Below are 25,942 nucleotides of genomic sequence, written 5' to 3' on the forward strand. Positions count from 1 at the left end.
GCAGCAACCATGCCAGGAATTACTGAGGTCAGGAAATGTTATAACAAGTAGAGCGTTAGCATTAATGGCTCAACTATGCCCCCAAGTAAACCACAGGATTGGATTAACCTCGCTAATGAACGCGCTGCCGATGCGGACGAGATTAGCAAGACTCGAAAGACTTCAGTCGCTTCTGTTTATTTAGCGGGATACGCCATTGAATGCAGTTTAAAAGCACTTTTACAGGAGCGAGGGACAGGTTTTCCAAAACATGGTCAACAGGGGCATAATTTGCGAGAATTATGGGAATCTGCCAACTTTCGCCTCTCTGATCTTTCTGATCCTACCGGAGCAAAAACGTTTTATCTGGAAAAATGGAACACCTCACTACGATATGAAGTCACTTGTGATAGTCTTCTGAGCCATCAAGAATTAGTAGAGAAAGCTAAACAGTTAACAGGTTGGATACAAACTCAAATGCGTCGTACTCGACCTAGGAGGCCTAGATGAATTATTCAGAAATTAAAGATAAAATTGAACAAAATATGTCGGCGGCTCATGTAAAGATTGAGGATTTACGCATTCAACAGGATCAATATATGGGGTGGCGTATTGTAGTTATTTCTTCAGATTTTGCCGGAAAAGCTCAATCAGAACGACAAAAAATAGTCCTAGATGGACTAGAATCCCTCACCATTCAATGGTTAGATTTACTCACCCCTCAAGAACAAAAATGGGCAGGTTCTCTTCCCCTCGATGCCCCCCTAGACTTGCCTCTATGGCCAGAAGCATTAGCACGCCGCAGTCATCCTGAAACTGTCATGTTTGCCTCAGATTTAGAAGACGATTTAGAACGTCCCATTATTGCCACATTTTACTCTCTCAGAGGGGGAGTCGGTCGTTCCACCGCCCTAGCTTATACAGCACGAATTCTAGCTAATCATGGACGAACCGTCTTGTGTGTTGATATGGATTTAGAAGCCCCTGGATTAGCAGCTTTGTTCGGCAAGGAAAATGAAATTCAGCCAGAACAAGGTTTAATTTTCTCACTGCTTAGTTTAGACCAAGGCGAACATCCTGATCTACAGAATCAGATTATTCGTATTTCGGAAACAGAGGAACTTTATTGCCTGCCCGCAGGTTTACCCAATGCCAATTATGCCAGATTATTAAATTTTATTGATCCAGAGGCTTGGTATCGAGAAGACCGGAATCCTCTGCGGGACTTAATTAAGATTTTAAGCACAGAACTTTCTTTTAAACCCGATGTTATTTTATTAGATGCCAGAACCGGAATAACTCCCCTCAATGGTCCGTTGCTCTTTGACTTAGCCGATTTAGCAATTATTGTTTTCTTTCCTCACCCTCAAACTCAAATCGGAACGGGGGCGCTAGTTCAAGCTTTACTCGCTTCCCGTAACCGTAGAACTGACCCTAAACTCACGCCTGACCCTAGATTTATTGTTTCTCCGGTCCCTGCCAGTCAAGCTCCAGAAGTGATTGAACGGTATCATCATCGTTCCCTTGATTGGATTAACAATTGGTTAAAAAGCCTCAGTGATCAAAGATTAGGTCTTGAGCCAATTATGGAATCAGAAATAACTCATTTTATTCCCTATCGAGAAACCATTGCTACATCGGATAAAATTTTAGAAACTCCAGAATATTGGCGTGATTTTGAGCCAGTGGCAGAGTGGATAGAGGGCTTGCTTCCCATGGCTAGTGAGCAGCCGTTACCTGTAAATTTATCCCAATATAAAGCCAAAATTTTGCAAGATTTAGAATTCTCAGCCAGTAGTGCAGAATATCAAAGCAATTTGCTAGAAACCTTTGTGGAGACGGATTTAGTTGAACGTGCGATGCAGCCTAATATTCCGCTTGTTTTAGGGCGAAAAGGCACAGGGAAGACTGCAATTTTTCGTCGTCTGTTAGAAGATGATCAACAGCATTCAATTGTGATTCTTGCGCCAAATCCTCTCAAAAATAATCGTCTTTGGGTTTTTACGGCTGAATCTTCTAAAGTGATTGATCAGCAGTTGAAAAAGTATCAAAAAAGTTGGCGTGAATTTTGGCTTATTCAAATGTGCCTTGCCTGTTATTTGTCTTGGGAAGGGGAAAAACCTCAACCGAATGAAGATTTAGGTGATCTTCTATCCACTCCATTAAATACTGAACTTGACTTAAGTAACTGGATTGAAAGTTTCTTACAAAAACCAAAATGTGGTATCTTGATGAAAGATTGGCTGATGCGGTTTGATCGGGCTGCTTCAGACAGAACTTTTTTATTAATTGATGGGTTAGATACAGGTTTTGGCAGTGGGAAACCAGAGCAAGCACTCAGAACAAAATCTATTGCTGATTTGCTTTCCTTAATCAATGATTTAGAACATGATTTGACTCACTTTAAGTTTAAAGTCATGTTACGGGAAGATATTTGGCGCAGATTGCAGTTTGAGAATAAAAGCCATTTTTTCGGTCGTTCAGTCACGCTCCAATGGTCAGAATCTGTAGACTTCTTTAAGGTAATTGTCAAAACAGCTTTACAGGCAAATACGTTTAAAACTTTAGTACAATCCATTCAAGGACAACAGGGCCAAGGGCGTTTTTTATTCCACGGTGATGATTCAAATTTAACGGAGCAACAAGTCAGGAATATTTGGAATGTGCTAGTGGGTGAACGAATGCGGGGAGGAAAATCAGCCTTTACTCGGAATTGGGTTTGGAAACGGATTGCCGATGGCAGTAATAATCATAGTCCCCGTGCGCTGTTACAACTGTTTAAGCAAGGGCAAGAGTGGGAAATGCGAGAAAATGAAAAGAAATTCTATGGGAAAACTGTGATTCGACCTAAAGCTTTAATTGCTTCCCTAGAAGAGGTGTCAAAACAGACGTTAGATGCTTTAATTAACGAAGAGTTTCCTGATTTAACCAACTTAGTTGACCAGTTAAGAAAAATCGGACGATCTCCTTTTAAAGCCAGTGAAGTCGAGAATCTTAAAGATGAATTAAATTTGGCAATGGAAGTTGGTTTACTGTCAATTTATGAGGGGACAAATGATGAAGTTGAACGCTACAAAGTACCGGATTTATATTTATCAGGCATTGGGATGACGAGGAAAGGTCAAGCGTAATAAATGACCTATTTAATACCAGTTCTGGATTAACCAATTTTAGAATCTCAGTTAGAACGATTATCCCAATTAGAACAACAGGTGATTTCTGGTTTCCGAGAAAATCAAGCGATCGCCCTTTCTGAACAACCCACTAATCCTGAATTATCCCCATCTGAATTATGGTCAGCCATCCAATCTTTAGTTAGACGGGGGTTGCTAGAAAAAATATCAGAGGGAGAGCGAGGAATGTTTCAACTGCATCCGATTTGGCAACAGTATCTTAAATTTAAGCTAAGTTAGAATAGTTGAAAGAGAAAAACTAGGAGAATCCCTAAAATGCGTTCACCTTTACCCCTCTTTACCGTTGAAGACTATATCATCGCTGAAGCCGAAAGCACCATTCGCCATGAGTATATGGGCGGTTATGTGTTTGCTATGGCGGGTGCTAGTGAAGAACACAATCTCATTGCCGTTAATCTTTGTACCTTATTACGTTCTCATCTGCGGGGGAGTTCCTGTCGGGTATTCATGTCTGATATGAAAGTCAAAGTTCAAGACGATATTTTTTATTACCCTGACTTACTCGTGACTTGTAACCCCGAAGATAATCACCGATACTTCAAAACACAACCTAACTTAATTATTGAAGTGCTGTCAGAAAGTACCGAAAGCACTGACCGACGAGAAAAATTAATGAACTACCAAACCTTAGAAACTTTGAAGGAATATGTTTTAGTCTCTCAAGATGTTATGCAAGTGGAAGTCTATCGTCAAGAAACTCCGGGGGAGTTGGACAGTTGAAATCTTAGGAGAAGATAATCAGTTAACCTGGGAATCTGTGGGGCTAACTATGACCGTGGCGCAAATTTATGAAGATGTATTGAATGTGGGTCAGTGAATTTAAGCACGAAAAAGCGCCCCCCGACTGGGAGGCGCTCTATTTCATCTAAGCTATAAATTAGCCGATTTGAGGTGCAACCAAAGCTACAGGCTCAGACTCAGCAGAAGCTAAATCTAAGGGGAAGTTGTGAGCGTTGCGCTCGTGCATTACTTCCATACCCAGGTTAGCGCGGTTGATGACATCAGCCCAGGTGTTAACTACCCGACCGCTGGAGTCCATTACGGATTGGTTGAAGTTGAAACCGTTGAGGTTAAAGGCCATGGTGGATACACCTAAAGCGGTGAACCAGATGCCGATTACCGGCCAAGCACCCAAGAAGAAGTGCAGGGAACGGCTGTTGTTGAAAGAAGCATATTGGAAGATCAGGCGACCGAAGTAACCGTGAGCTGCCACAATGTTGTAAGTTTCTTCTTCTTGACCGAATTTGTAACCGTAGTTTTGAGATTCGATTTCGGTGGTTTCACGCACCAAGGAAGAAGTTACCAAAGAACCGTGCATCGCGGAGAACAGAGCACCACCGAATACACCAGCAACTCCCAACATATGGAAGGGGTGCATCAGGATGTTGTGTTCTGCTTGGAATACCAACATGAAGTTGAAGGTTCCAGAGATACCCAGAGGCATACCGTCGGAGAAAGAACCTTGTCCGATGGGGTAGATCAAGAATACTGCACTAGCAGCGGCAACGGGTGCGCTGTAAGCTACGCAGATCCAAGGACGCATTCCCAAGCGGTAGGATAGTTCCCACTCACGACCCATGTAGCAAAATACACCGATCAAGAAGTGGAAAATTACCAACTGGTAAGGGCCACCGTTGTAGAGCCACTCATCCAAGCTGGCTGCTTCCCAAATGGGATAGAAGTGCAGACCGATCGCATTGGAAGAAGGAACAACCGCACCAGAGATGATGTTGTTGCCGTACAACAGAGAACCAGCTACGGGTTCGCGGATACCGTCAATGTCCACGGGAGGAGCAGCGATAAAAGCGATGATGTAGCAGATGGTAGCAGTTAGTAGGGTAGGGATCATCAGAACACCGAACCAGCCTACATAAAGGCGGTTGTTGGTGGATGTTACCCAGCTACAGAACCGTTCCCAAGCGTTGGCGCTCTCGCGCTGCTGAATGGTAGTAGTCATGTTGGATACGATTGCTATATTGAATTTTCGAGGTACTTATCCGGCAGTTGTTTTTCTACCGTGTCTATAATATGACACACTCTATGAGGGTTTGTAAAGGGGTTGAGCCACATTTATTTTAATGGCTGTCATAACTAGGACTTATCATTAATTTAACCATAAGGAGTCAAACCCTGAGAATGCCTGTGGTATCAGGCGGCTATGGGCGGCTTGGGATATAATCATCATCAGCAACTGAGAAACACGAGAGACGGGGGAAGCGCAAATGTCAGTAACTCACTGCCAATACTTGCTCGAAAACGGGGAAGGAGACGGACTGGGAACCCCCCATGCCACCCACTGATTTCCAGTTACAGCCGAGAAGTCGCACTAAACATTACCCTCACTCTCAATCCCTCTCCCACCTGCGGAGAGGGACTTTCAAGGGGTATTGCATGATTACTGAAAGGGCTGTAAAAGACGATCGCACTAGAGAAAATTGATGGCATTGGTAATTTTACAAGCCACCAATCGTCTCAACTTCAGTAATCAAAAATGGCGGCTTATTATGGTAATGTAGCATTTATTTGGCAAAATGAAAGTGCCTTACCAATTCGATGGTCATCAATTCCTCTTATGCTTGTTAAGCCTAATCTTAACGTTACTGGTGTCTAGTAATCCGGGAGTTGCCCAACAAACGGGTGAGCGGTTAGTAGTTGAATTAACCCCAGCCGAACAAGCGTATATTCAGGCTAATCCAGTTATCCGAGTTCATGGGGAGTCGGATTGGCCGCCTTATAACTTTGTTAAGAATGGTAATCCTACAGGATTTAGCAATGAGTATATTAAGATGATCGCGGAAAAAGTGGGGCTGGAAGTTGAGTTGGTGGTGGGTCCAACTTGGTCGGAATGTATGACGATGTTGGCTCAGAAAGAAATTGATGTGGTCACTAATATGGTGATCACTCCAGATCGTCACAAATTCGCGCTCTATTCTGAGCAATATGTATTTGACTTGGTGAATTCTTTGTTAACGCGCAAAGATGGGGAAGATTATACTGAGATTAAACAGCTTAAAGGTAAAAATTTAGCGATTGTCAGAGGTTTCTTTTTCGAGGAAATATTAACCAAATACTATCCTGAGATTAACCTACTGTTGACTAACAACACATTGGATGCCATGAAGCAGGTGGAAGCGGGGAGAGCCGATGCGGCTTTAGAAAGCCATGCCACTTTTAACTATTATATTGAACGCTATTTTTTGACAGAGTTAATCAGTCGTCCTCTGATTAATCACCCTCATTTATCGAATGTACCTCAATATTTAGGCATCCGCAACGATCGCCCAATTTTGAAATCAATTTTAGACAAAGCTATGGCAGCGGTTTCGGAAGAAGACTATGCCAATCTCCTTCGCCGCTGGTATTTGGCTGCGGATACCGCCAGCTTTAATTTTACCAGAACAGAATTGGAATATTTACAAGATAAAGGTGAGATAAAAATGTGTGTTGACCCTAATTGGATGCCCCTAGATGCAATCATTGATGGGCAACATACGGGGATGAGTGCAGACTTCATGCAATTGTTGATAGACCGGATTGGCATCCCAATTACGCTGCTTAAAACTCAGACTTGGGTAGAAAGTATTGAGCAATTTAAACAGCGACAATGTGACATTCTCTCCCTAGCTGTGGCTACGCCAGATCGCCTAGAATATGCCAACTTTACGAGACCCCATCTTGAGTTACCTTTAGTGATTGCGACGCGAGAAAGGGAACCGTTTATTCCCGATATCAGGGATGTTCTTAATCACAAAATTGGCATGGTTAAAAGCTACGCTTTTGTAGAAATATTGCGGAACCAATACCCGGATATGCAAATTGTGGAGGTGGCTTCGATTGAGGATGGTTTACAGCAAGTAGAACATGGGCATTTGTTTGGCTATGTGGATGTTTTACCGACGACTTCATATACTATTCAGAAACGATTTCCTTCCCTGAAAATCGCGGGTCGATTTGATAAAATTTTGCCTTTGAGTATTGCGGTTCGTAATGATGAGCCGGAACTTCTGGCCATTTTTGAAAAAGCGATCGCTTCTATCGATGAAAAAGCCAGACAAGGCATCATCAACAATTGGATTTCTGTTCGATATGAACAAGGTGTCGATTATCGGGCTATTGGGCGATTTGTATTCATCGGGCTAGGGGTTTTAGCGATTGTTCTGTATCGCCAATATTTACTACAAACTTATAACCGCAAGCTGGAAAAAATCTCGGTTACGGATCCTTTGACAGGCTGCTTCAATCGCCTAAAAATTGAAAAATGCTTGCAGGAACAGGAGTCTCTTTTCCATCGAAACGGACAGAAATTTAGCGTGATTCTCTGTGATATCGATTACTTCAAAAAGATTAACGACACCTTTGGGCATCTCCCGGGAGATGCTGTATTAATCGAAATGGTGGCACTGTTCCATCAAAGACTGAGGAAAACAGATATTTTAGGGCGATGGGGTGGTGAAGAGTTTATCATCATCAGTCCCCAGACTGATTTATGGGGAGCGAAGGCTCTAGCTGAGGCACTACGTCAAGATTTAGCCAGTCACAAGTTTCCCACGGTTGGTTATCAAACGGCTAGTTTTGGGGTGGCTGAATTTCACAGCGGTAATTACTCCATCAGCCATCTAATCAGCCAGGTGGATGAAGCGTTGTACAAAGCCAAAGAAAGAGGTCGTAACTGTGCGATCGCCTATCAACAAAGGCAGGTCATGTAGTCAATGATCATCATCCTGGTGGGGGATGGATAAGTGGCTTTCTTTAGCAGTCGGTACAATATAGCACAGAACAGGCCATCAATAGCCAGAACCCAAATTAGTGGTTGAGCTATAAATGTATGTCACTGGTATTTAAAGGACTTTAATCAATCAATGACTGGCTGAATTCTTGTAAACCTTGATGGTTTAAAATCTGAATTTGCGAACCATTAACTGCAATTAAACCTTTTTGGCTCAATTTAGCAAATGCCCTTGATAGTGTGGCCGGAATAGTTCCTAATAAGGAGGCGAGTTCACCTTTATTTATATCGAGAGTAACCAGACGATCAGTCTCCCTACCAGAATTGATTTGTTGAAAATCGCGATTACTTAAATTTAACAAATAGTCTGCCAATCGCTGTGGGACATCTTGAAATGAGAGAGAATCAATTAAAGAGGTTAATTCTCGCAGATGTTGACAAAGACTGGTCAGTAGATTAACTGAGACAGTAGGAGATTGATGTAGTACCTTTAAAAAAAGTTCACGGGGAAAGAATACTAACTCTGTCGGTTCTAAAGCTGCCGCCGAATTCGGGAAAGGTTGACCATCTAAAGCAGGAACTTCGGCAAAGTAATCTCCGAGTTGGAAGATATGAACAATTTGCTCTTTACCATTGGCCGAAACTTTAAATACTTTAACCTTACCCATTTTCACAATAAAAAAACCTATGGCAGGGTTACCTTGATTAAAAACCATCTCAGATTTGGCAAAGTTTTGAATTTTAGCAATTTGTGTAAAAGGCATTACTTCTGATTCACTTAATCCAGAAAATAGCAATGTTTGAGACAACCAATTATTTAACAACAAGGGATCTATCATGAATAATTAATGATAATTTTAATCTTGAACAAAGTTGATGATATTTGCAATTATCAACATAGTTAATTTGTGAATTTAGACTAGGGAATAAGTGTGAGCATTATTTGATGAGATTATCTCAAGTATAATTGCCGAACTTTGAAGATGTTATGAATTATACCACATCTGTAGCAGAATTATACTATTTTGTGGAAATAAGTTACATGGTGTTAATTGATATATTTTATAATTATATAATTAATTAGGCATTAAAATATACTAGGACATCAACAGGAACATATAAGCCATAATACTTATTATTATCAAAAAATGGTTGAGTAATTGAGGATCACCAGCCACAATTTAAGAATTTCTACAGATGATTTTTGACTTAAGTCAAAGAAATTGATCCGGTTACCATCCTAAATTTAGCTTGACCGGAAGAAAACTTGACATCATGGCAAACCTAACATTAGATAGAGTGACGACTACAGGTGGTTCTTCCAGGCAATTTAGTCTTCCCACCTGGTTGGTGCTAATTTGCATTGTGACGTTCACTGTCCTCATCTCAGCGGGTGCAGCAATTTATAAAAATGCGCCTCCTATACCTGCAACAATTGTTTCTCCACAACAGGAGATGATTCTCAGCCAAGCTGAGATTCAACAGGGTCAAGAAACTTATTTAGCCCGTGGCGGACAGCACATTGGGAGTGTTTGGGGTCATGGGAGTTATCTGGCCCCTGACTGGACAGCAGATGTATTGCACCGTTGGGGATTAGCGACAGCGGGGGTTATTTATAACAGCAATCCTGTTTTTACCCAAGAGGATTTAGAATCGCTACCAGATATCGATCGCGCTACTTTACAAATTCAGGTAGAGAAACAATTTAAAACCAATCGATATGACCCAGAAACCAAGGCTTTAACCTTAACTGAAGCTCAAACCATTGGTTTACAAAAAGTCTTTGAAGACTATCAAACCTGGCTTTCTCAAGGGTCGGTTGTGCATTCTATTCCTAGTGGTTGGTTTACGGATAATACCCAAATCCACAACGTTACCGCATTCTTTGCTTGGACGGCTTGGGCAGCTTCAGCAAATCGTCCCAATGCGCCCTTTTCCTATACGGCGAATTTCCCCCATGATGATCTGATTGGCAACCAAGCCCCGCCTCAGTTTCTGATTTGGTCAATTGTATCAGTGATTGTGTTAATTGCAGCGATCGCCGTATTTCTGTTTATTTATCTCACCCAAGAAGACCCAGAAGAAGTCCAGGTAGTCACAGAACGTCCCAGTATTCGCCTTGCCACCCCTAGCCAAAAAGTGACCACCCTATTTTTTGGGGTCGCCATGGCTCTGTTTTTAGTGCAAATTCTCATGGGGATGGTGACAGCACACTATGCCGTAGAAGGGGATGGTTTTTATGGTGTACCGTTGCAACAGTATTTACCCTATGCAGCCTCTCGGACTTGGCACTTACAACTGGCTGTCTTTTGGATTGCCACTTGCTGGTTAGCAGCGGGACTCTATTTTGCACCCCGATTTGGCAAAAATGAACCACCAGGACAATCCTGGGGCAATGGAGCCTTACTAGGGGCTTTAACCGTGGTCGTTGTCGGTTCTCTGATTGGTGCTTGGGCGGGAGTACAAGGATTTTTAGGAGATAAAAGTTTTTGGTTTGGACACCAAGGCTACGAATATGTCGAACTCGGTCGCCTTTGGCAACTGCTACTAATTGGCGGTATGGTATTTTGGCTGTGGTTAATGTACCGAGCCTTGAAACCAGCCTTAAAAGCCGAGGGCAGTAAAACCGGACTAAATCACTTTTTCCTATATAGTGCGATTACAATTCCCCTGTTTTATGCGTCGGGGTTAATGTACACCAACCATACCCCTTTGAGCATTGCAGAATATTGGCGTTGGTGGGTAGTTCACCTGTGGGTAGAGGGTTTTTTTGAAGTCTTTGCAACGGTTACAATCGCCTATTTATGCAGTGAACTTGGATTTCTTAAACGTTCTTCAGCCCTGCGAGCAACCTATCTGACTACCATTCTCTATCTCGGTAGTGGGGTAATTGGCACTCTACACCATCTGTATTTTTCGGGAACTCCAGTATTTATTACTGCAATGGGTGCTGTAGCTTCTGCTTTAGAGGTTGTTCCTTTAACCCTGATTGGTTTTGAAGTCGTTAAATCCATTCGACTCTCTCAAGAAGCCCAAGGATTTTATCGAGTTCCCCTCAAATTCTTGATCGGGACTTGCTTCTGGAATTTAGTAGGGGCTGGAGTATTTGGATTTTTGATTAATCCTCCCATTGTCCTCTACTACTCTCAGGGAATTAACACCACTCCCATTCATGCTCACTCGGCGTTATTTGGGGTCTATGGCTCTTTAGCCTTAGCCCTGATGCTATTTGCCTTACGGGAAATTACCCCAGATCATGCTGGGAATGAAAAACTATTTAATTTGTCATTCTGGGGCATTAATATCGGTCTGGTGATGATGATGGTATTTGGCTTAATTCCCAGTGGTTTTTATCAACTGGTGCAATCAGTCAATTATGGCACTTGGTACGCCCGCAGTGCTGAGGTGATTAATTCGTCTTGGATGCACTGGACTGTATGGCTAAGGATTCCTGGGGACATTGTTTTTAGCCTAGGTGCTTTACTAATGGTTCTGTGTGTGTTGCGTTCAATTATCGCAATTTTTCAACAACCCACCCAACCTCAACCTGATGCACCCTTAACTGCTGACTATCCTATGTAACCATGATGTATAAAAGATTGAGATTTTCCCTCAAACTTATTTTCTGATGAAGCAACGAAAAACCGATGCTAATGTACACATTCACCAGGTAAAAGATGGCGACTTTATTTGAAAAACTGGGCGGTAAGGATGCGGTTGACCTGGCTGTTGATAAGTTTTATGAACGGGTTTTAAACGACGATCGCATCAAGCATTTCTTTGTTAATACGGATATGAAAAAACAGCGATCGCACCAGAAAGCCTTTCTCACCTATGCCTTTGGTGGCAGCGATAAATATGATGGGCGCTATATGCGGGAAGCCCATAAAGCCTTAGTCGAAGAACAAGGTCTAAGCAGCGAACATTTTGATGCAGTAGCAGAAGACCTAATGGAAACCCTAAAAGAAATGGGAGTTCCTGATGACTTATTAGCAGAAGTTGCCGCTGTAGCCGCGGCCCCGCAACACAAAAAAGATGTCTTAAACCAGTAAGTCAAAAAAACTTAGCCTTTTCCTTTATCCGGGAAAGGCTGGCTTCCCTCTAATCGTCAAAAAAGGAACAAAAGCCATGAATATTCGCGCTCAAATTTCCATGATGTTTCATCTGGACAAGTGCATTGGTTGCCATACCTGTAGCGTTTCCTGTAAAAATATTTGGACCGATCGCCAAGGCCCCGAATATATGTGGTGGAATAACGTAGAAACCAAACCAGGAACAGGTTATCCTACCCAATGGGAAAATCAAGAACAGTATCAAGGAGGCTGGAAAAAACCAGAAGGTAAGGAAAAAATCGAGTTACCTTCCACCAACAAAGTTAAAGGTTTAGCTAATATTTTTCATCAACCCTACTTACCTACTATTGATGATGATTATGAACCTTGGACTTACAAATATGAAGACTTATTTAACGCCCCAGCTAGTGACGATCAACCCACCGCTAAACCCATTTCGCTAATCACTGGAGACGAAATCGATATCAAGGCAGGTCCCAACTGGGATGATGACCTCGGTGGTTCCCCAATTTACGCCAGCAACGCCCCCAACCTAGAGGCAATTAGCGAACAAGATCGGCAAACCTTATTTGAAATCGATCGCCTTTTTTTCTTCTATCTTCCTATCTGGTGCATTATATAAACGGGGAGAAGATGGCATGGTTTTAGTCAATCAAAATGTCTGTCGGGGTTGGCGTTTTGGAGTCACCGCCTGTCCCTAAAAAAAAGTTTATTATAACTGGAAATCAGGCAAATCAGAGAAATATATCCTCTGTTTCCCCCGCTTAGAAACGGGTCAACCCCCCGCTTGTTTCCATTCCTGTGTCGGACGCATTCGCTATCTGGGAGTTCTGCTTTATGATGGCGATCGCATTCAAGAAATCGCCTCCTGTGATGAATCAGAATTAGTCACAAAACAACGGGAATTAATCCTCAATCCATTCGCTCCCGAAGTCATTGCCCAAGCCGAAAAAGATGGGGTTAATACTTCAGTCATTGAAGCCGCCCAAAAATCCCCAGTTTAGAAATTCGTCAAAGAATGGAAACTGGCTTTACCTCTGCATCCAGAATTTCGCACCTTACCCATGTTATTCTACGTTCCGCCTTTGCTTCCGGTATTAGGACGGGTAGACAACGGCACCTATAACACCAATAGCGACAACTTTTTTGGCAACTTATAACAGGCTAGAATCCCCATTGAATACTTAGCCAAAATGTTGACAGCCGGAAATAAAGACTTAATTAAAGAAACCTACCGCAAGTTGATTTCTGTACGATTATCTAAACGGTTGCAAGAAGTTGGAGATTTAGATGCTGACAAAGTGCAAGAAGCAATTTCCCAAGCCGGTTTAACCCCTGAAGCGAAGAAATCTATCGCTTGACTTCTCTGGCAACCTGGGACGAACGATTTGTCATTCCTCCCATGCACAGGGAATATGCCATTTCAATGATTGAAGATACTCAACTGCATAAGGGAGAAGTTGGAGTGGGTTTCAGCACCAGACCAGCGAGAGGACTGTCAACCAATTATTAACACTATAACATCAGTATTTCCTGAGAAATTTTCTCCCAGACTCTCTCAGCAAATACATCACTAAATAAGCCAAATCATCAGCATGAATTCATGGGCGAAAGGAAGGAAACCAGAAAACACACCTCACTGCCCAGCTTGATTGTGTGACACAGACTTATCCGAATATTGAGCCATTTTTAGCAGATTTTGTTCAGTTTTTGCAAAATACCCCCACCCCCAACCTAGAAGAAATTTACACCAGCACCTTTGATCTGAATCCAACTTGTTACCCATATCTGGGATATCAACTGTTTGGAGATGGCTATCAACGGGGATAATTCTTGGTTAAATTAAAAGAAAAATACCAGGAACATAACTTTATTGATAACAGTCCAGAATTGCCGAATCATTTAACCATTTTCCGGGAATTCTTGGGTTAGTTAAAACCAGATATCAACTAACTCAACAATTAATTAATGATGGGTTAGTCCCCGCGTTGAAAAAATTAAAGCAGGGTTTAAAGAGCAGAAGCCCTACGGTCAGCTTTCAGAGAGTTTACTGATGATTGTTCAGCCAACTTTAAACCCCGTCACTGAGGTCACTTATTGGGATTACTCATTCCCCAGTCGGTCTGAGCTTGGAATGGCGTACCTTGGCGGTTATATGTCCTATAAGGAACGGGTTTATCCTTGGCATTTTTAACCTTTTTTGGTTTAATCATGTTAATGATTCGCCGAGCATTTCCACCGAGAATTAGGGCGATTACTTCGGTGATGGATGTTGTCCTATTAGTCGGGTTATTTGTGCAAGTTGTTGCCGGAATTTGGACAGCAATATTCTATGGTTGGGGGTCATCCTGGTATGCAGGGGCAGCAGTTCCTTATCTGTGGTCAGTTTTGCAATTTAACCCCAATATTTCCCTAGTCGAAAATTTACCTTTGATGGTCAAAGTTCATATAGTGGGAGCTTTCTCATTGGTAGGATTATTCCCCTTTACTCGGTTAGTTCACTTCCTGTCTTTACCGATTCAATATATCTGGCGATCGCCCCAAGTAGTAGTTGGGAATCAGTCCGTCGGTGCCGTGACTCACTCCGAAAGCAAACTTTAACCAAAAATCCCCTAAAAACAGGAGACTTAAAACTATGTCTCAAGCTAATTCCCATCAAATTCAAGCCCAACAAAACCTCTGGTTAGCCACTCTTGGCTTTGCCGTTTCCTTTGCTTGTTGGGGAATTGAGCCTGTGCCTTGTTGCTCAATATGACCTTTTTGCGTAGTGGCACCATAAACACGCTCACGAATAATTTGCTGATGTATTCTGAAAAAATCAGGGAAATTACAAGGAGTAGCATTCATGTTAAATAAATTTATTAAAGTTTTCCTCATCTCTGCTGTTATCTTTGGGCTGGCAATATTGAACCATACACCCGCAGCCATAGCCGCCGAAAATGGTCAAGTTTGATTTGAACAATCCTGTGGGGGATGTCATACTTTAGATGGCACGGGGAAAGGATTTGCTCCCGACTTACAAGGAGTCACAGAAAACCGCGATCGCCAATGGTTAATTAATTGGATTGCTGAACCGGATAAACTGATCCAAAATGGCGATCCTCTCGCCCAAGAAATTCTCGCCAAATATAATGGCGTTCCCATGCCCAATATAGGATTAACTCTCGAACAAAGCGAAGCAATTGTTGACTATCTGGCTGGAGGAAATCAACACTTTACGGAAGCAAAAAAAGCCGCCCTATTAGCATTTTTTGAACAGCAAAATGCGGTGGTCAATGAACCCGCAGCTACGGAGATTTTTTGCACTTCTTTAACCCCTAGTTGGCAATTAGTATTAATGGCTTTAGGAGGTTGCTTAATCTTACTGATTCTGAGTAATTTAACTTGGCGCGATCGCTTTACCGGAGTTCGCAACAAATTAGTCGAAAAATCAATGCAGCATTAAACCCAACCCACTAACTCTGAGTGAGATTTGGGCATAAATTTGGGAAAAAAACGAACCCTGGACTTCTATTATGAATAACCCCTAAAAACGCCGGGAATATCAACAAGCGAGAGGGAAAGGTGGTTTTCGTCGCAGTAGTTGGGATTAAGTGTTAGAAATTATTAGCGCATCCATCACTCATACTGTTAAAAAAGAAGGAGCCGATCGCATCATTGGATTTTCTCCAATTCCCGCCCTGTCTATGTTGAGTTATGCAGCGGGTTCGCGATTTTTGCAACTTTTAGGACTGGTACAATTATCATGGAGAAATTGACCCCTTATTAACCATACTGGAGAATGGCGATCGCCATTTATCGGTCACCTTTACCGACTTCTCCGATAACGAATCAACTTGCCAACGGGAAGTCCCCGTCAAATATCTAGAAACCGCCAATGGCAGCCTAAAAGTCACCACCATTTATGACCTATTAATGGCGCAATTTGGAGTTACTCGAGGCTTAGGGGGAGACTATCCCGAAAACTATGACGATGAAACCAAACCTTATACCCCCGCATGGCAAGAAAAATTCACAGGAATTGACCGACAAACCGTGATTCAACTAGCCCGTGAATGGGCAGCAAATGCCGAAATTACCGAAGGCAAATCCAGCATTATTATTGGTGCCGGGATTAACCATTGGTATCACAATAATCTCATGTATTGTGCCGCTATTGTCGGCTTAATTCTCTGTGGCTGTGTCGGTCGTAATGGGGGAGGATTAAATCACTATGTGGGACCAGAAAAATTAGCCCCTAATTCTTCTGGGAGTACCCTAGCCTTTGCCTTAGACTGGCAAAAACCACCGCGATTACAAAATACGCCCAATTTCCACTATGTTCATTCCGGTCAATGGCGCTATGAACGGACTCTATTTGAAAGTGTGAATCGGGAGGATCTGCGATCGCTTATGATGAAGAAACCCCCAGGATTTAATCTTCTGGTTAGGGGTCAATAACTACCGATGTGGGGAACGATAGAAGGGACGTTTAACAACCGTTGCGGGGTAGATTTGATTACGGATTTCTACTTCTACTTGGCTGCCGATTTTGGCTAATTCTACGGGAACATAGGCTAAGGCGATCGCCTTTCCCAGGGTAGGCGACATCGTGCCGCTGGTAATTTCTCCCACCACTTCGCCGCCAGCCTTCACAGAATAACCGTGGCGGGCAATATATCGGCCCTGCATTTCTAGCCCCACTAACCGCCTCGATAAACCCCCGGATTTTTGCGCTTCTAGGGACTCACGACCGATAAAGTCCCCCTTCTCATCCCAATGGATTAACCAGCCTAAACCAGCCTCTAAAGGGGTGCTATGGGTATCAATATCTTGCCCATACAAAGCCATTGCCGCTTCTAAACGCAGGGTATCTCTAGCCCCCAAACCACAGGGCGTGGCTCCCACTTCTATTAACTCCCGAAATAGATTTACTCCGGTGTCGGGATTTACCATGACTTCAAACCCATCCTCTCCCGTGTATCCAGTCCGGGCGATAAATGCAGGTTTTCCGAAAAGGGTAGTTTCTATATGTCCAAAATTGGCAACTGCTGATAAGTCCGCTTCTACTAGGGATCCAAGGACAGCTTCCGCTTGGGGTCCCTGGACTGCAATTAATACCTGGCTGCGAGATAGGTCTTCTAGGGCGACTCCGGTTCCTTCCAAATGGGCGACCACCCAAGCCTTATCTCTGGACTTGGTGGCTGCATTAACAATCATCATTCCCCGCTGGTTTCCCGTGGCTGGGTCTAAGCCTTGGTAGTAAAAAATCACATCATCCAATATGCCGCCACTGCCATTTAATAGGACTGTATATTGGGCTTGACCGGGTTGCAGACGACTGAGACTAGAGGGAAATAGGGGTTCGAGGGCATTGATTAGCTGTTCACCTTCGAGGTAAAATTTGCCCATGTGGGAGATGTCAAATAGTCCCACTTGCGATCGCACTGCTTGATGTTCTTGGGTAATACCGGAATACTGAACCGCCATTTCCCAGCCCGAAAAGGGAACCATCCTGCCTTTTAGTTCAACGGATAGGTCATACAGAGGGGTGCGAGTCAGGGTTGGTTTCATTGCCGGAGTCCACGGTAATGGGATAAGTATCTATTTTAAAGCAAACTTTCACAACTGCGATCGCCTCCCTGGAAACTCTCCGTGGTGGACCTGGGCCGTAGGGATGCCACAATTTCCATGAAATCATCCGTATTTTCACGTAATTAAATCGGCAAGTAATTTCCCTAATTAAAATGTTCCCTATTTACAGAAACTTTACAGTAATTCCCCTCACTGCGGTAGCAATCTTTATATAAAACCAGTTATGTTGAAAATGCAAAGGATAAAGAGAAGTTAGCGGAGCTTGAGTTATGAAATCTAATTATGCTAAAACATTAATCGGAAGTGCGATCGCAGCCACCTGCATGATTGCGGCTACTGCTACCACCGCCACTGCTGGACAGTTTCACAATGGCTGGAACTATGCAATTGATGCCATTGGCGACGGTTCCGGTGGTGCCCAATATGATATCTACGGTATGGCAACCATGCAAACCTCCGATACTATATGGGTTGCCTTAACAGGCGGTACACCATTGGCGGGAGTTAACACTAGAGATGCCAGAAGTGGTGTAATTGGTTGGGGTGACTTGTTCTTCAATTTCACCGGAGATGATTTCCTAACCGCCAGCCAAAATAACGCTCTCTTTGGTGTGCGTTTTGCCGAAACTAATGATTCTGGTGCATCCGAGTTAGGTGTTTATAGCAATGTTCGCGCCAAAAGTGTGACTAGCATTAACAACGGATACAACAGCCTGCAACACTACTACAACTCTGGATTTTATCGCCAGAACACCATGGGTACTGACATCGCTACCAGACAGGAGGCTTACGACTATTTCGGTCAAAGAACTTCTATCGATAACGTGATCGCCTCTGGTAACTTGGTTGGTGGCATTAATATGCACTCCCAACAGGAATTGTTAAATGCTGGCTTAGATTTTGGTAACTTTAACCGAGCGGGAACCCATACCTTTGGTTTCAGCTTCAGTAAGTCTTTGATTGGCAGTGGTGACTATTTAGCCAGCCTATTCCTAGAATGTGGTAATGATGGTGTAGCCTTGGCGGGTGTCTCTGTCCCGGAACCCGGTACTCTTGCTGGTTTAGCTTTGCTGGGTGTGACTTTCATGGGTAGCAAAGTCCGCAAGGGTCAAAAAGCCTAATCAACGTCAAAATTAAATGGAGTGCGATCGCCATTGCAGCCCCTCGCCCTTTTTGGGAGAGGGGTTTGACGTGAGAAGTCTCAGATCAGATTTAGTCGATCGCATCGGGTTCATTTTCAGGTAAGGTTTGTAGAACAGCGATCGCTTTCTCCAGTAACTCCGCGATGGCTAACCGATATTTTGCCTTGTTCACTGAGATTCACTGAAAATTCATGCACCCGATTGATTGGCTGATTGTCCTAGTTTACCTAATCTTGACCATGGCGATGGGACTCTACCTGTCGCGGAAAGGGTCGAAAAGTTTGGCGGATTTCTTTGTTTCTGGTCGATCGCTTCCCTGGTGGTTAGCTGGTATCAGTATGGCTGCTACTACCTTTTCCATCGATACCCCCCTCTATATTACCGGGGTTGTGGCTAACCGGGGAATTGCCGGAAACTGGGAATGGTGGACCTTTGGCATCTCCCACGTGATTATGATCTACATTTTTGCCAAAATGTGGCGGCGATCGGAAGTTCTCACGGATGCGGAATTGACAGAATTACGCTATGGCGGTGATATGGGCGCAATTTTGCGGGGGGTGAAGGCCTTTATTTTTGCCGTCCCCATGAATTGTATTGCGATCGGTTATGCCATGTTAGCCATGGTTAAGGTGGTTGATGCTTTGGAAATTTGGCAAAGTTTGGGTATTGAGGCGGGAGACAATAACCTTAAACTTTTTAGTGTGGTTGGGGTCAGTATTTTTGTCTTGATTTATGCCGGTTTGGCGGGACTTTGGGGAGTCGTAGCCACCGACTTTTTCCAGTTTTTTCTGGCATTATTTGGGGCGATAGTTGTGGCATATTTTGCCCTGGGAAGTGTCGGGGGGATTCACTCCCTGGTTGAACAGGTGCCGATCGCTTATCCTGACCAAGATATTTTGTCTCTACTTCCCGTTAATTTTGGCGGCGGCGAGGGTTGGATTAGTTTTAGTAAAACGGCGGGAATTACCGCTAGTACATTTTTCGCTTATATCTTTCTTCAGTGGTGGTCTTGGCGACGCAGTGACGGCGGCGGGGAATTTGTCCAACGATTTGCAGCCGCCAAAAATGAAGCCGACGCAGAAAAGGCGGCTTGGACTTTTAATATTATGCACTATGTGATCAGAACCTGGCCTTGGATTTTGGTGGCTTTGGCTTCTGTGGTGCTGTATCCTGATTTAGCCGATAAGGAATTAGGCTATCCTAAGTTAATGTTAGATTTCCTCCCCGTGGGAATTTTGGGGATGGTGGTTGCGTCCTTATTAGCCGCGTTTATGAGTACGGTTTCCACCTCCATTAATTGGGGTGCATCGTTTATTACCAATGACCTCTATTTGCGGTTTGTCAAGCCGACAGCCACTCAAACTGAGTTGGTATTGGTGGGTAGGTTATCGTCGGTTTTAGTCACGGTTTTAGGGGCGATCGCTGCCTTTTTAGCCACGGATGTAGCCACAGTTTTTCGCCTGGTAATTGCCATTGGTACGGGGTCGGGTTTAGTATTAATATTGCGGTGGTTTTGGTGGCGGGTAAATGCGGCGGCGGAATTAAGTGCGATCGTCGGTAGTTTCTTGGTGGGAATGGTCACGAGTCTTTCCCCTTGGTTCAAAATTGAAGACTTTGGTTGGCGGATAATTTTTATCACCATTAGCGTGACTTGTTTATGGGTGATTGTCTTAGTATTAACTCCCCCAGAGTCCGAAACCACCCTAGAAACATTTTATCAAAAAGTGCGACCAGGAGGACCCGGTTGGAGTCGGGAAAGGATGAAAACTGGTTTATTTCCCGCCCAGGATTTAGGCTTAGATTTACAACGGGTTTTAGCCTCTATATTTTTATTGCTGGGGTTACTATTAGCGACGGGAGGATTTCTACTCCTACAACAGGCGATCGCATGGATATCACTAATTGTGGCGGTTATAGGTGGTGTCTGGTTGCGACATTTATCAAGGCTGAAAATTCAACCGACACCCAGACCGGGATTAGATGATCCCATCTAAACTGAGGGCTAGTCATGGTGTGATACGCCTACAAATGGCTGCTATAATAATGCTGGTCAAACATGGCAGTTATAATTTATCATGAGTGCAAATTCTACCAACACCGGAGCCGACGCTATTGATGTGGCGATCGCCCAAGGACTGGATTTTGATGGGAGTCCCATTCCCCCAGAAAAGCTAGAACTATATCATAAAGTGATGGCTTTGGAAGGACAGCGCCAACGCAGTGGGGTTAGTAATACTATGCGATCGCGCATCGTCCGCATTGGAGCGAAACATATCGCCCAGTCGGAACTAAACCAGATGCTAGAAGCGGCAGGTTTTGCACCCCTAAAAGATAAAGAAATCGAGTTTTATTATAACAAATAACCCTCGGGTTTGCTGGCGGCTCATTTCTAATCGCCATGGCTTGACCATTAAATATCTGGTTGGGCTATGGCGATATTAACTCAATCTTTAATTATGCCATATTCCAGAACTTTTGTGAATGGGTAAAACCGATGAAAATTGAATCGATTAACTTGCAGTATTTTAAAAAATTTCGGCACCTGGAGTTGGATTTTACGGACTCGGAAACCGGATTAGCAAAAGATTTGATTGTTTTAATCGGAATGAATGGTGCTGGCAAAACCAGCATTTTACAAGCTATAGCAGCCACTTTAGGGATGGCAACGGGTCGGATCCATCACTTTCATGACTTAAAATGGCTGGGATTTAACTATGAATTATTAGGGAGTAATTGGGGAAAGTTTGAGCCAGGGGTTGCCGTAAAAGTTCAATTTTCATCTCAGGAAATTAAGGCGATTCAAGAGTTTTATCAAAATCTGGAAGGCTCTGGTTATTCTCATGCTCCGGCTCAAGAAAATGTGGTAACTATTAAATGGCGAGATGGACGAGTTCAGGCTGAGACAGCGGCTGAACTTTTCCAATTTAAGGGTAGAGAATATGCCAAAAAATTGGTACGTTCCCACGGATTTAATGTCTTCGAGCGAGTGGGTACAGTGCTGTGGTACACAGAACAAAGAACTTCAACTAGCTTGACTACTGAAGATCCAGATAAAACAGTTGAAATTACCGATGATATTCTGCGCGATCGTTTATCTAAGTGGCGACAGTTTCATCAAGATATTAAATCGGGTAAAATCAAAAATTTACGACCCGGACAAAGAGATTTATATGGGGATCTCGAACGTGCTTATCAAGCTATTTTTCCCGAACGGAGTTTTGATGGTCCTGTGCTACGAGAGGGAGTAGATGACATTTTAAGTGAGCCTTGGTTTTACCTGTATGATAGTAAGAATCAGTACGAAATTTCGGAAATGTCGGGAGGAGAGCGATCGACTTTTCCCATATTGGTAGATTTTGCTAGTTGGAATATTCATAATTCAGTGATTTTAATTGATGAAATTGAACTGCATTTACATCCGCCTATGCAACAAGCATTACTGAGATCTTTGCCGAAACTTGGGAAAAACAATCAATTTATAATTACTACTCATTCGGATTATATAGAGCAGCTAGTCCCCGATGCAAATATTATCAGATTCGAGATATAGTTATGAGTGTAATTAGTGGTGGAAAAACTATTTTTTGCGAGGGGAAGGAAAGCAGCTTAGATTATCGTTTCCTTAATCGATTAGTTGAGGATATATCAGGCGATCGCCCCACGATTGTACCCACGGGTGGAAAGTTTGGATTTTCCATCTTTGCACAGGCTTACTTCGGACAAAATCAAACCACAAATCCAAGATATATTGCTTTTCGCGATCGGGATTTTGATCAGCAACCGACTCCCCAGACCCAACTGCTTTCACTGCGCCATAAAAGGGGTAAAGTATCGGCATACTTGACTTACAGATCTTGTCTGGAAAATTATCTATTGAATGCAGATTTAATTGATAAATATTGGCAGGAAAAGTATCAGGAAAAAATAGAAAATCCTTCCTCAAAATGGAGTTATAATAACTCACCGGGAATCAATAAAATTTCCGAATGGATTGAAACGAGTGCTAGAAATATACAAGATTATCAAGCTGTGCGATGGTCTTTAGGTGAGTTATTAGCTGGTAGTAGCGCCCGCGAAACACTGAAAACAACCTGGACAGGAGGCAGTGGCACTCTTCCGAGTTCATTAGTTTTACAGGAGTGTAAAATTAGTGCCTTAGAAATGATTACAAAATTTCGACAAGCTGTTGATACAGTGACATCGGAGAATTTGGAAAAACGTCTGACAACTTATCAAGAAAAATTTAGTGATGAAGAATTTTGGAATCGCCAACAATACTTAATTTGGTTTCACGGAAAAGATCTGATCAAACAAATGCAGAGACAGGAGAATAGATACCCCCCTTTAAAACAATTTTTAGATTGGGGAATTACTAGAATAAATATTAATCAATATCCTGATCTATTGGAGTTGAAAAATAAAATTGAGTCCCTTTAGTTGGAAGTGGCGATCGCCTTTTAATTGACAATCGCCTAAACTGCTGCGAGGTTAACGTTGGGGAGTCCTTTTTACTAACTGGATAAATTCGGATCGATAGCCGTGTAAATCAACACCTTTGGATGATTCTGCTAATTGTAAGACTTGTGGAAAACTGGAATTTCCGCGATAGGGGGAGTTTCTTAACAGCATCCCAAACTCAGCCACAGCCGCCGCAAATCGGAAGTTATCCGAGGTTTGATTCAGGGGAAGACTACGGTTAATTATGGGCTGTTCAAGTAACCGTGATTCTGTGTCCGTTGGGGGTTTATAACGGATTTTCAACCTCATTAATTCATTGCTATTATAGGCTTCTGAACTGACGACATTTTGCTGATAAGTTAACTGATCCACCGCCGGTAAATTTACATCTGATTCTACACCAACGGGGATAATTTCATAAAGGGCTGTTACGGAATGTCCCGCCCCAATTTCTCCCGCATCTTTGGTATCATCATGAAAGTCCTGATTTTCCAGGCGGCGATTTTCATAGCCAATTAACCGATATGCTTGAACTTGGGTGGGGTTAAACTCTACTTGAATTTTCACATCTTTAGCAATGGTAAATAGGGTTCCTGTTAATTCGGTAGACATCACTTTTTTGGCTTCCATTAGGTTGTCTATATAGGCATAGTTACCATTGCCATGATTCGATAGTTTCTCCATTTTGGAGTCTTTATAATTCCCCATACCGAAGCCTAACACGGTTAAATAAATACCGCGATCGCGATAAGATTCAATCAGCCGCACCAATTCCGCATCACTGGATACACCCACATTAAAATCGCCATCAGTAGCCAGAATTACCCGATTATTTTTGGCTTCACTTAGCATCCTGGTAGCTAACTCATAGGCTAATTTAATACCTTCACCGCCAGCGGTTGAACCTTGGGCTTGTAAGCCATCTATGGCGGCGATAATTTTCTGTTTTTCATTACCAGGGGTAGGAGGTAAAACCACACCAGCCGCCCCCGCATAAACAGCGATCGCCACCGTATCCTGTTCGGTGAGTTGGTCAACTAATAACTTAAATCCTTCCTTCAATAGGGGTAGTCTATTGGGCTGATTCATGGAACCAGATACATCCAATAAAAATACCAAATTACTAGGGGGTAATTCCTCGATCGCTAAAGTTTTACCCTGTAACCCAATATGAACTAATTGATGTTGCGGGTTCCAAGGGGCTGAGGATACTTCTGTGGTAACTGAAAAGGGTTCTTCGCCTTGGGGTTGAGGATAATCGTAGGAAAAATAATTAATCAATTCCTCAATTCGGACTGCATCAATGGGCGGACGTTGACGCTGGTTAATAAAGCGGCGTATATTACTATAGGATGCTGTATCAACATCAATCGAGAAGGTAGACAGGGGATTAGCTGCTACTAATTGAAAGTTATTTTCGGCAATTAAATCATAGGTTTCTGTGTTGGGAATTTCGGCATCCAATTCCAGCGGTATTGGTGACGGTGTGGCTGGTGTTAAGCCTGCATCTAAATGGGTTTCCCCTACGGGAGGGGTAGCTAACTCCCGTGGAGGAGACTGTAAGGATCTATTATAGGCATCATCACAGGAGGTAATTAGCAATACTGGTATCAAGCTAATTCCGACTAGCCAAGGTGAAGATTTGCGAGTAATCATTTTGCTGTCATCCTCACTAATTATTAGAGGTTGATAATCAGGCTTAAACCAGCATTATCTGGGGAATCATCACCAGTCAAGGACGAGGTACAGAAGTAGGATTTAGGAGAAACATGGCTCCTTGTTGAGCGATTTCCTCAGATAGATAGATTTGTTTAATGCTGACTAAACCTTCCTGAACGAACATATCCCGCAGCATAGCTTTTTCCCCACTATTAAAAACCTTCTCATAGTAGACTTCCTTAATCCCTGTAGAAATAATCAATTTCAGGCAATAAATACAGGGTTCTAAGGTGACATAAATACTGGCACCAGCGCAGCAAATACCATGTTTGGCGGCTTGAGCGATCGCATTAGCTTCAGCATGAACCGCCCGCGAAGGTAGGGTTTGACTAGCATCACAACTACTAAGTCCAGGATAACAGAAACCCTGGGTAGTACAGTGAACCGAACCGGAGGGGGAACCATTATAACCGGTTGCGAGAATTTGCCTATCTTTGACAATTACCGCCCCCACTGGGAAAGCCAAACAGGTTGATCGGGTGGCTGCTAGTTTAGCAAACATCAAAAAATACTCATCCCAGGTAGGTCTGATGGGGGGTTGGTAATTGGGCGCGATATCTTCCATAACATTAAACCCCGAAACCTGTCGATCCAAATCCATTATAACCCCTAAAGGTTGAATTGAGTTGTTCTACGGCTTCAACTTCGACCCGTACAATTGGCGAGATGACCATCTGGGCGATTTTCATGCCTATTTCTACTTTAAATGAGGTGGTGCCATGATTAATCAAGATCACGCCAATTTCTCCCCGATATCCGCCGTCAATGGTTCCGGGACTATTTAAGACTGTGATTTGGTGTTTGAGGGCTAAACCGCTGCGAGGACGAACCTGGGCTTCGGTGTTGGGGGGAAGGGCGATCGCAATTCCGGTGCGGACTAAATGACTTTTACCAGGGGGGATTTCTATATTTTCCACTGAGAATAAATCCAGCCCGGCATCATCTTCATGGGCATATTTGGGCAAAATGGCTGATGGTTTTAGTTGCTGAACTTCGAGTTTCATGATAGCTATATTTTCCAAGAGTTTAACCCCTAAGTATTGGGGCTGATTGTTGACCAGTTTACTTGACCGGATA

General features: G+C 43.1%; 24 protein-coding genes and 2 pseudogenes. 19 read left to right on the plus strand and 7 right to left on the minus strand.

Annotation, left to right across the window (positions count from 1 at the left end; translation table 11 throughout):
* The first annotated feature begins 75 nt into the window (after positions 1-75).
* The 4 genes and pseudogenes from XZ46_RS01400 (at position 76) to XZ46_RS01415 (ending at position 3,990) form a co-directional block, all read left to right on the plus strand.
* Positions 76-489: a HEPN domain-containing protein gene (locus tag XZ46_RS01400; protein ID WP_008056518.1), complete on the plus strand. Its 414-nt coding sequence runs from the start codon at positions 76-78 to the stop codon at positions 487-489.
* Positions 486-3,110, plus strand: a complete 2,625-nt coding sequence (locus tag XZ46_RS01405; protein WP_008056516.1) for a P-loop ATPase, Sll1717 family — start codon at positions 486-488, stop codon at positions 3,108-3,110. Before XZ46_RS01400 ends, XZ46_RS01405 begins: the two co-directional genes overlap by 4 nt.
* A gap of 81 nt (positions 3,111-3,191) precedes the next feature.
* Entirely contained in the window at positions 3,192-3,392 is a 201-nt protein-coding gene (locus XZ46_RS38185; protein ID WP_008056515.1) for a hypothetical protein, read from the plus strand.
* Between the two features lie 36 nt (positions 3,393-3,428).
* Positions 3,429-3,990, plus strand: a pseudogene (locus XZ46_RS01415) (Uma2 family endonuclease).
* 60 nt (positions 3,991-4,050) lie between these two features.
* Here XZ46_RS01415 and psbA read toward each other — a convergent pair.
* The gene (gene psbA / locus XZ46_RS01420) at positions 4,051-5,130 is read right to left on the minus strand and encodes a photosystem II q(b) protein (protein WP_006621986.1); all 1,080 of its coding nucleotides are present in this window, start codon (positions 5,128-5,130) and stop codon (positions 4,051-4,053) included.
* A gap of 574 nt (positions 5,131-5,704) precedes the next feature.
* Here psbA and XZ46_RS01425 point away from each other — a divergent pair.
* The gene (locus XZ46_RS01425) at positions 5,705-7,879 is read left to right on the plus strand and encodes a transporter substrate-binding domain-containing diguanylate cyclase (protein ID WP_008056644.1); all 2,175 of its coding nucleotides are present in this window, start codon (positions 5,705-5,707) and stop codon (positions 7,877-7,879) included.
* 142 nt (positions 7,880-8,021) lie between these two features.
* Here the strand turns inward: XZ46_RS01425 and XZ46_RS01430 are convergent, their stop codons facing one another.
* Positions 8,022-8,738 carry a Crp/Fnr family transcriptional regulator gene (locus XZ46_RS01430; protein ID WP_008056642.1) on the minus strand — a complete coding sequence of 239 codons (717 nt, stop codon included), beginning with the start codon at positions 8,736-8,738 and terminating at the stop codon, positions 8,022-8,024.
* Between the two features lie 436 nt (positions 8,739-9,174).
* Here XZ46_RS01430 and XZ46_RS01435 point away from each other — a divergent pair, with 436 nt between their 5' ends.
* From XZ46_RS01435 to XZ46_RS01455, 7 genes are all read left to right on the plus strand, one after another.
* The gene (locus tag XZ46_RS01435) at positions 9,175-11,481 is read left to right on the plus strand and encodes a nitric-oxide reductase large subunit (RefSeq protein ID WP_048894887.1); all 2,307 of its coding nucleotides are present in this window, start codon (positions 9,175-9,177) and stop codon (positions 11,479-11,481) included.
* A 95-nt stretch (positions 11,482-11,576) separates the two neighbouring features.
* A complete protein-coding gene (locus tag XZ46_RS01440; protein ID WP_008056639.1) occupies positions 11,577-11,951 on the plus strand; it encodes a group I truncated hemoglobin in 375 nt (124 codons plus the stop codon).
* A 76-nt stretch (positions 11,952-12,027) separates the two neighbouring features.
* A complete protein-coding gene (locus tag XZ46_RS35970) occupies positions 12,028-12,594 on the plus strand; it encodes a nitrate reductase subunit beta (protein WP_008056638.1) in 567 nt (188 codons plus the stop codon).
* 124 nt (positions 12,595-12,718) lie between these two features.
* A complete protein-coding gene (locus XZ46_RS35975; RefSeq protein WP_081593336.1) occupies positions 12,719-12,976 on the plus strand; it encodes a 4Fe-4S dicluster domain-containing protein in 258 nt (85 codons plus the stop codon).
* Positions 12,977-13,147: 171 nt separating this feature from the next.
* Positions 13,148-13,333: a nitrate reductase gene (locus XZ46_RS35980; protein ID WP_228116637.1), complete on the plus strand. Its 186-nt coding sequence runs from the start codon at positions 13,148-13,150 to the stop codon at positions 13,331-13,333.
* A 295-nt stretch (positions 13,334-13,628) separates the two neighbouring features.
* Positions 13,629-13,802 carry a Nitrate reductase, delta subunit (fragment) gene (locus XZ46_RS31345; protein WP_008056631.1) on the plus strand — a complete coding sequence of 58 codons (174 nt, stop codon included), beginning with the start codon at positions 13,629-13,631 and terminating at the stop codon, positions 13,800-13,802.
* A gap of 351 nt (positions 13,803-14,153) precedes the next feature.
* Complete coding sequence (locus XZ46_RS01455; RefSeq protein WP_006621976.1) at positions 14,154-14,573, plus strand: respiratory nitrate reductase subunit gamma; 420 nt, start codon at positions 14,154-14,156, stop codon at positions 14,571-14,573.
* Positions 14,574-14,633: 60 nt separating this feature from the next.
* Here XZ46_RS01455 and XZ46_RS34950 read toward each other — a convergent pair whose 3' ends face one another.
* Entirely contained in the window at positions 14,634-14,900 is a 267-nt protein-coding gene (locus XZ46_RS34950; protein ID WP_008056628.1) for a hypothetical protein, read from the minus strand.
* Between the two features lie 37 nt (positions 14,901-14,937).
* Here XZ46_RS34950 and XZ46_RS37430 point away from each other — a divergent pair.
* Both XZ46_RS37430 and XZ46_RS01475 read left to right on the plus strand, forming a co-directional pair.
* Positions 14,938-15,417 (plus strand): annotated as a pseudogene (locus XZ46_RS37430) (c-type cytochrome); the annotation flags it as partial.
* Positions 15,418-15,887: 470 nt separating this feature from the next.
* Positions 15,888-16,412, plus strand: a complete 525-nt coding sequence (locus XZ46_RS01475) for a molybdopterin-dependent oxidoreductase (protein WP_006621971.1) — start codon at positions 15,888-15,890, stop codon at positions 16,410-16,412.
* Here the strand turns inward: XZ46_RS01475 and gcvT are convergent, their stop codons facing one another.
* Positions 16,413-17,525: a glycine cleavage system aminomethyltransferase GcvT gene (gene gcvT / locus XZ46_RS01480; RefSeq protein WP_006621970.1), complete on the minus strand. Its 1,113-nt coding sequence runs from the start codon at positions 17,523-17,525 to the stop codon at positions 16,413-16,415.
* Between the two features lie 290 nt (positions 17,526-17,815).
* Here gcvT and XZ46_RS01485 point away from each other — a divergent pair, with 290 nt between their 5' ends.
* From XZ46_RS01485 to XZ46_RS01505, 5 genes are all read left to right on the plus strand, one after another.
* A complete protein-coding gene (locus XZ46_RS01485; RefSeq protein ID WP_008056622.1) occupies positions 17,816-18,667 on the plus strand; it encodes a PEP-CTERM sorting domain-containing protein in 852 nt (283 codons plus the stop codon).
* 212 nt (positions 18,668-18,879) lie between these two features.
* On the plus strand, positions 18,880-20,682 hold the full coding sequence (locus XZ46_RS01490) for a sodium:solute symporter family protein (RefSeq protein WP_008056610.1): 1,803 nt from the start codon (positions 18,880-18,882) through the stop codon (positions 20,680-20,682).
* A gap of 81 nt (positions 20,683-20,763) precedes the next feature.
* Positions 20,764-21,051: a small RNA NsiR4-regulated ssr1528 family protein gene (locus tag XZ46_RS01495; RefSeq protein WP_006621964.1), complete on the plus strand. Its 288-nt coding sequence runs from the start codon at positions 20,764-20,766 to the stop codon at positions 21,049-21,051.
* Between the two features lie 131 nt (positions 21,052-21,182).
* Positions 21,183-22,238 carry an AAA family ATPase gene (locus tag XZ46_RS01500; RefSeq protein WP_006668906.1) on the plus strand — a complete coding sequence of 352 codons (1,056 nt, stop codon included), beginning with the start codon at positions 21,183-21,185 and terminating at the stop codon, positions 22,236-22,238.
* Positions 22,239-22,240: 2 nt separating this feature from the next.
* On the plus strand, positions 22,241-23,125 hold the full coding sequence (locus tag XZ46_RS01505; protein ID WP_008056606.1) for a hypothetical protein: 885 nt from the start codon (positions 22,241-22,243) through the stop codon (positions 23,123-23,125).
* 51 nt (positions 23,126-23,176) lie between these two features.
* Here XZ46_RS01505 and XZ46_RS01510 read toward each other — a convergent pair whose 3' ends face one another.
* From XZ46_RS01510 to dut, 3 genes are all read right to left on the minus strand, one after another.
* Positions 23,177-24,802, minus strand: coding sequence for a vWA domain-containing protein (locus XZ46_RS01510; protein ID WP_008056604.1), 1,626 nt, complete (start codon positions 24,800-24,802; stop codon positions 23,177-23,179).
* Positions 24,803-24,878: 76 nt separating this feature from the next.
* Positions 24,879-25,466, minus strand: a complete 588-nt coding sequence (locus tag XZ46_RS01515) for a deoxycytidylate deaminase (RefSeq protein ID WP_008056603.1) — start codon at positions 25,464-25,466, stop codon at positions 24,879-24,881.
* Positions 25,435-25,869 carry a dUTP diphosphatase gene (gene dut / locus XZ46_RS01520; RefSeq protein WP_006668904.1) on the minus strand — a complete coding sequence of 145 codons (435 nt, stop codon included), beginning with the start codon at positions 25,867-25,869 and terminating at the stop codon, positions 25,435-25,437. The genes XZ46_RS01515 and dut overlap by 32 nt, the downstream gene beginning before the upstream one ends.
* Positions 25,870-25,942 lie beyond the last annotated feature (73 nt).

It is taken from the genome of Limnospira indica PCC 8005 (assembly GCF_000973065.1).
Taxonomy (GTDB): domain Bacteria; phylum Cyanobacteriota; class Cyanobacteriia; order Cyanobacteriales; family Microcoleaceae; genus Limnospira; species Limnospira fusiformis.

Coding starts and splice junctions, on each gene's coding strand:
- XZ46_RS01400 (WP_008056518.1), top strand. CDS start 76: ATGCCCCCAAGTAAACCACAGGATTGGATTAACCTCGCTAATGAACGC.
- XZ46_RS01405 (WP_008056516.1), top strand. CDS start 486: ATGAATTATTCAGAAATTAAAGATAAAATTGAACAAAATATGTCGGCG.
- psbA (WP_006621986.1), bottom strand. CDS start 5,130: ATGACTACTACCATTCAGCAGCGCGAGAGCGCCAACGCTTGGGAACGG.
- XZ46_RS01425 (WP_008056644.1), top strand. CDS start 5,705: ATGAAAGTGCCTTACCAATTCGATGGTCATCAATTCCTCTTATGCTTG.
- XZ46_RS01430 (WP_008056642.1), bottom strand. CDS start 8,738: ATGATAGATCCCTTGTTGTTAAATAATTGGTTGTCTCAAACATTGCTA.
- XZ46_RS01435 (WP_048894887.1), top strand. CDS start 9,175: ATGGCAAACCTAACATTAGATAGAGTGACGACTACAGGTGGTTCTTCC.
- XZ46_RS01440 (WP_008056639.1), top strand. CDS start 11,577: ATGGCGACTTTATTTGAAAAACTGGGCGGTAAGGATGCGGTTGACCTG.
- XZ46_RS35970 (WP_008056638.1), top strand. CDS start 12,028: ATGAATATTCGCGCTCAAATTTCCATGATGTTTCATCTGGACAAGTGC.
- XZ46_RS34950 (WP_008056628.1), bottom strand. CDS start 14,900: ATGGCTGCGGGTGTATGGTTCAATATTGCCAGCCCAAAGATAACAGCA.
- XZ46_RS01475 (WP_006621971.1), top strand. CDS start 15,888: ATGGCGCAATTTGGAGTTACTCGAGGCTTAGGGGGAGACTATCCCGAA.
- gcvT (WP_006621970.1), bottom strand. CDS start 17,525: ATGAAACCAACCCTGACTCGCACCCCTCTGTATGACCTATCCGTTGAA.
- XZ46_RS01485 (WP_008056622.1), top strand. CDS start 17,816: ATGAAATCTAATTATGCTAAAACATTAATCGGAAGTGCGATCGCAGCC.
- XZ46_RS01490 (WP_008056610.1), top strand. CDS start 18,880: ATGCACCCGATTGATTGGCTGATTGTCCTAGTTTACCTAATCTTGACC.
- XZ46_RS01495 (WP_006621964.1), top strand. CDS start 20,764: ATGAGTGCAAATTCTACCAACACCGGAGCCGACGCTATTGATGTGGCG.
- XZ46_RS01500 (WP_006668906.1), top strand. CDS start 21,183: ATGAAAATTGAATCGATTAACTTGCAGTATTTTAAAAAATTTCGGCAC.
- XZ46_RS01505 (WP_008056606.1), top strand. CDS start 22,241: ATGAGTGTAATTAGTGGTGGAAAAACTATTTTTTGCGAGGGGAAGGAA.
- XZ46_RS01510 (WP_008056604.1), bottom strand. CDS start 24,802: ATGATTACTCGCAAATCTTCACCTTGGCTAGTCGGAATTAGCTTGATA.
- XZ46_RS01515 (WP_008056603.1), bottom strand. CDS start 25,466: ATGGATTTGGATCGACAGGTTTCGGGGTTTAATGTTATGGAAGATATC.
- dut (WP_006668904.1), bottom strand. CDS start 25,869: ATGAAACTCGAAGTTCAGCAACTAAAACCATCAGCCATTTTGCCCAAA.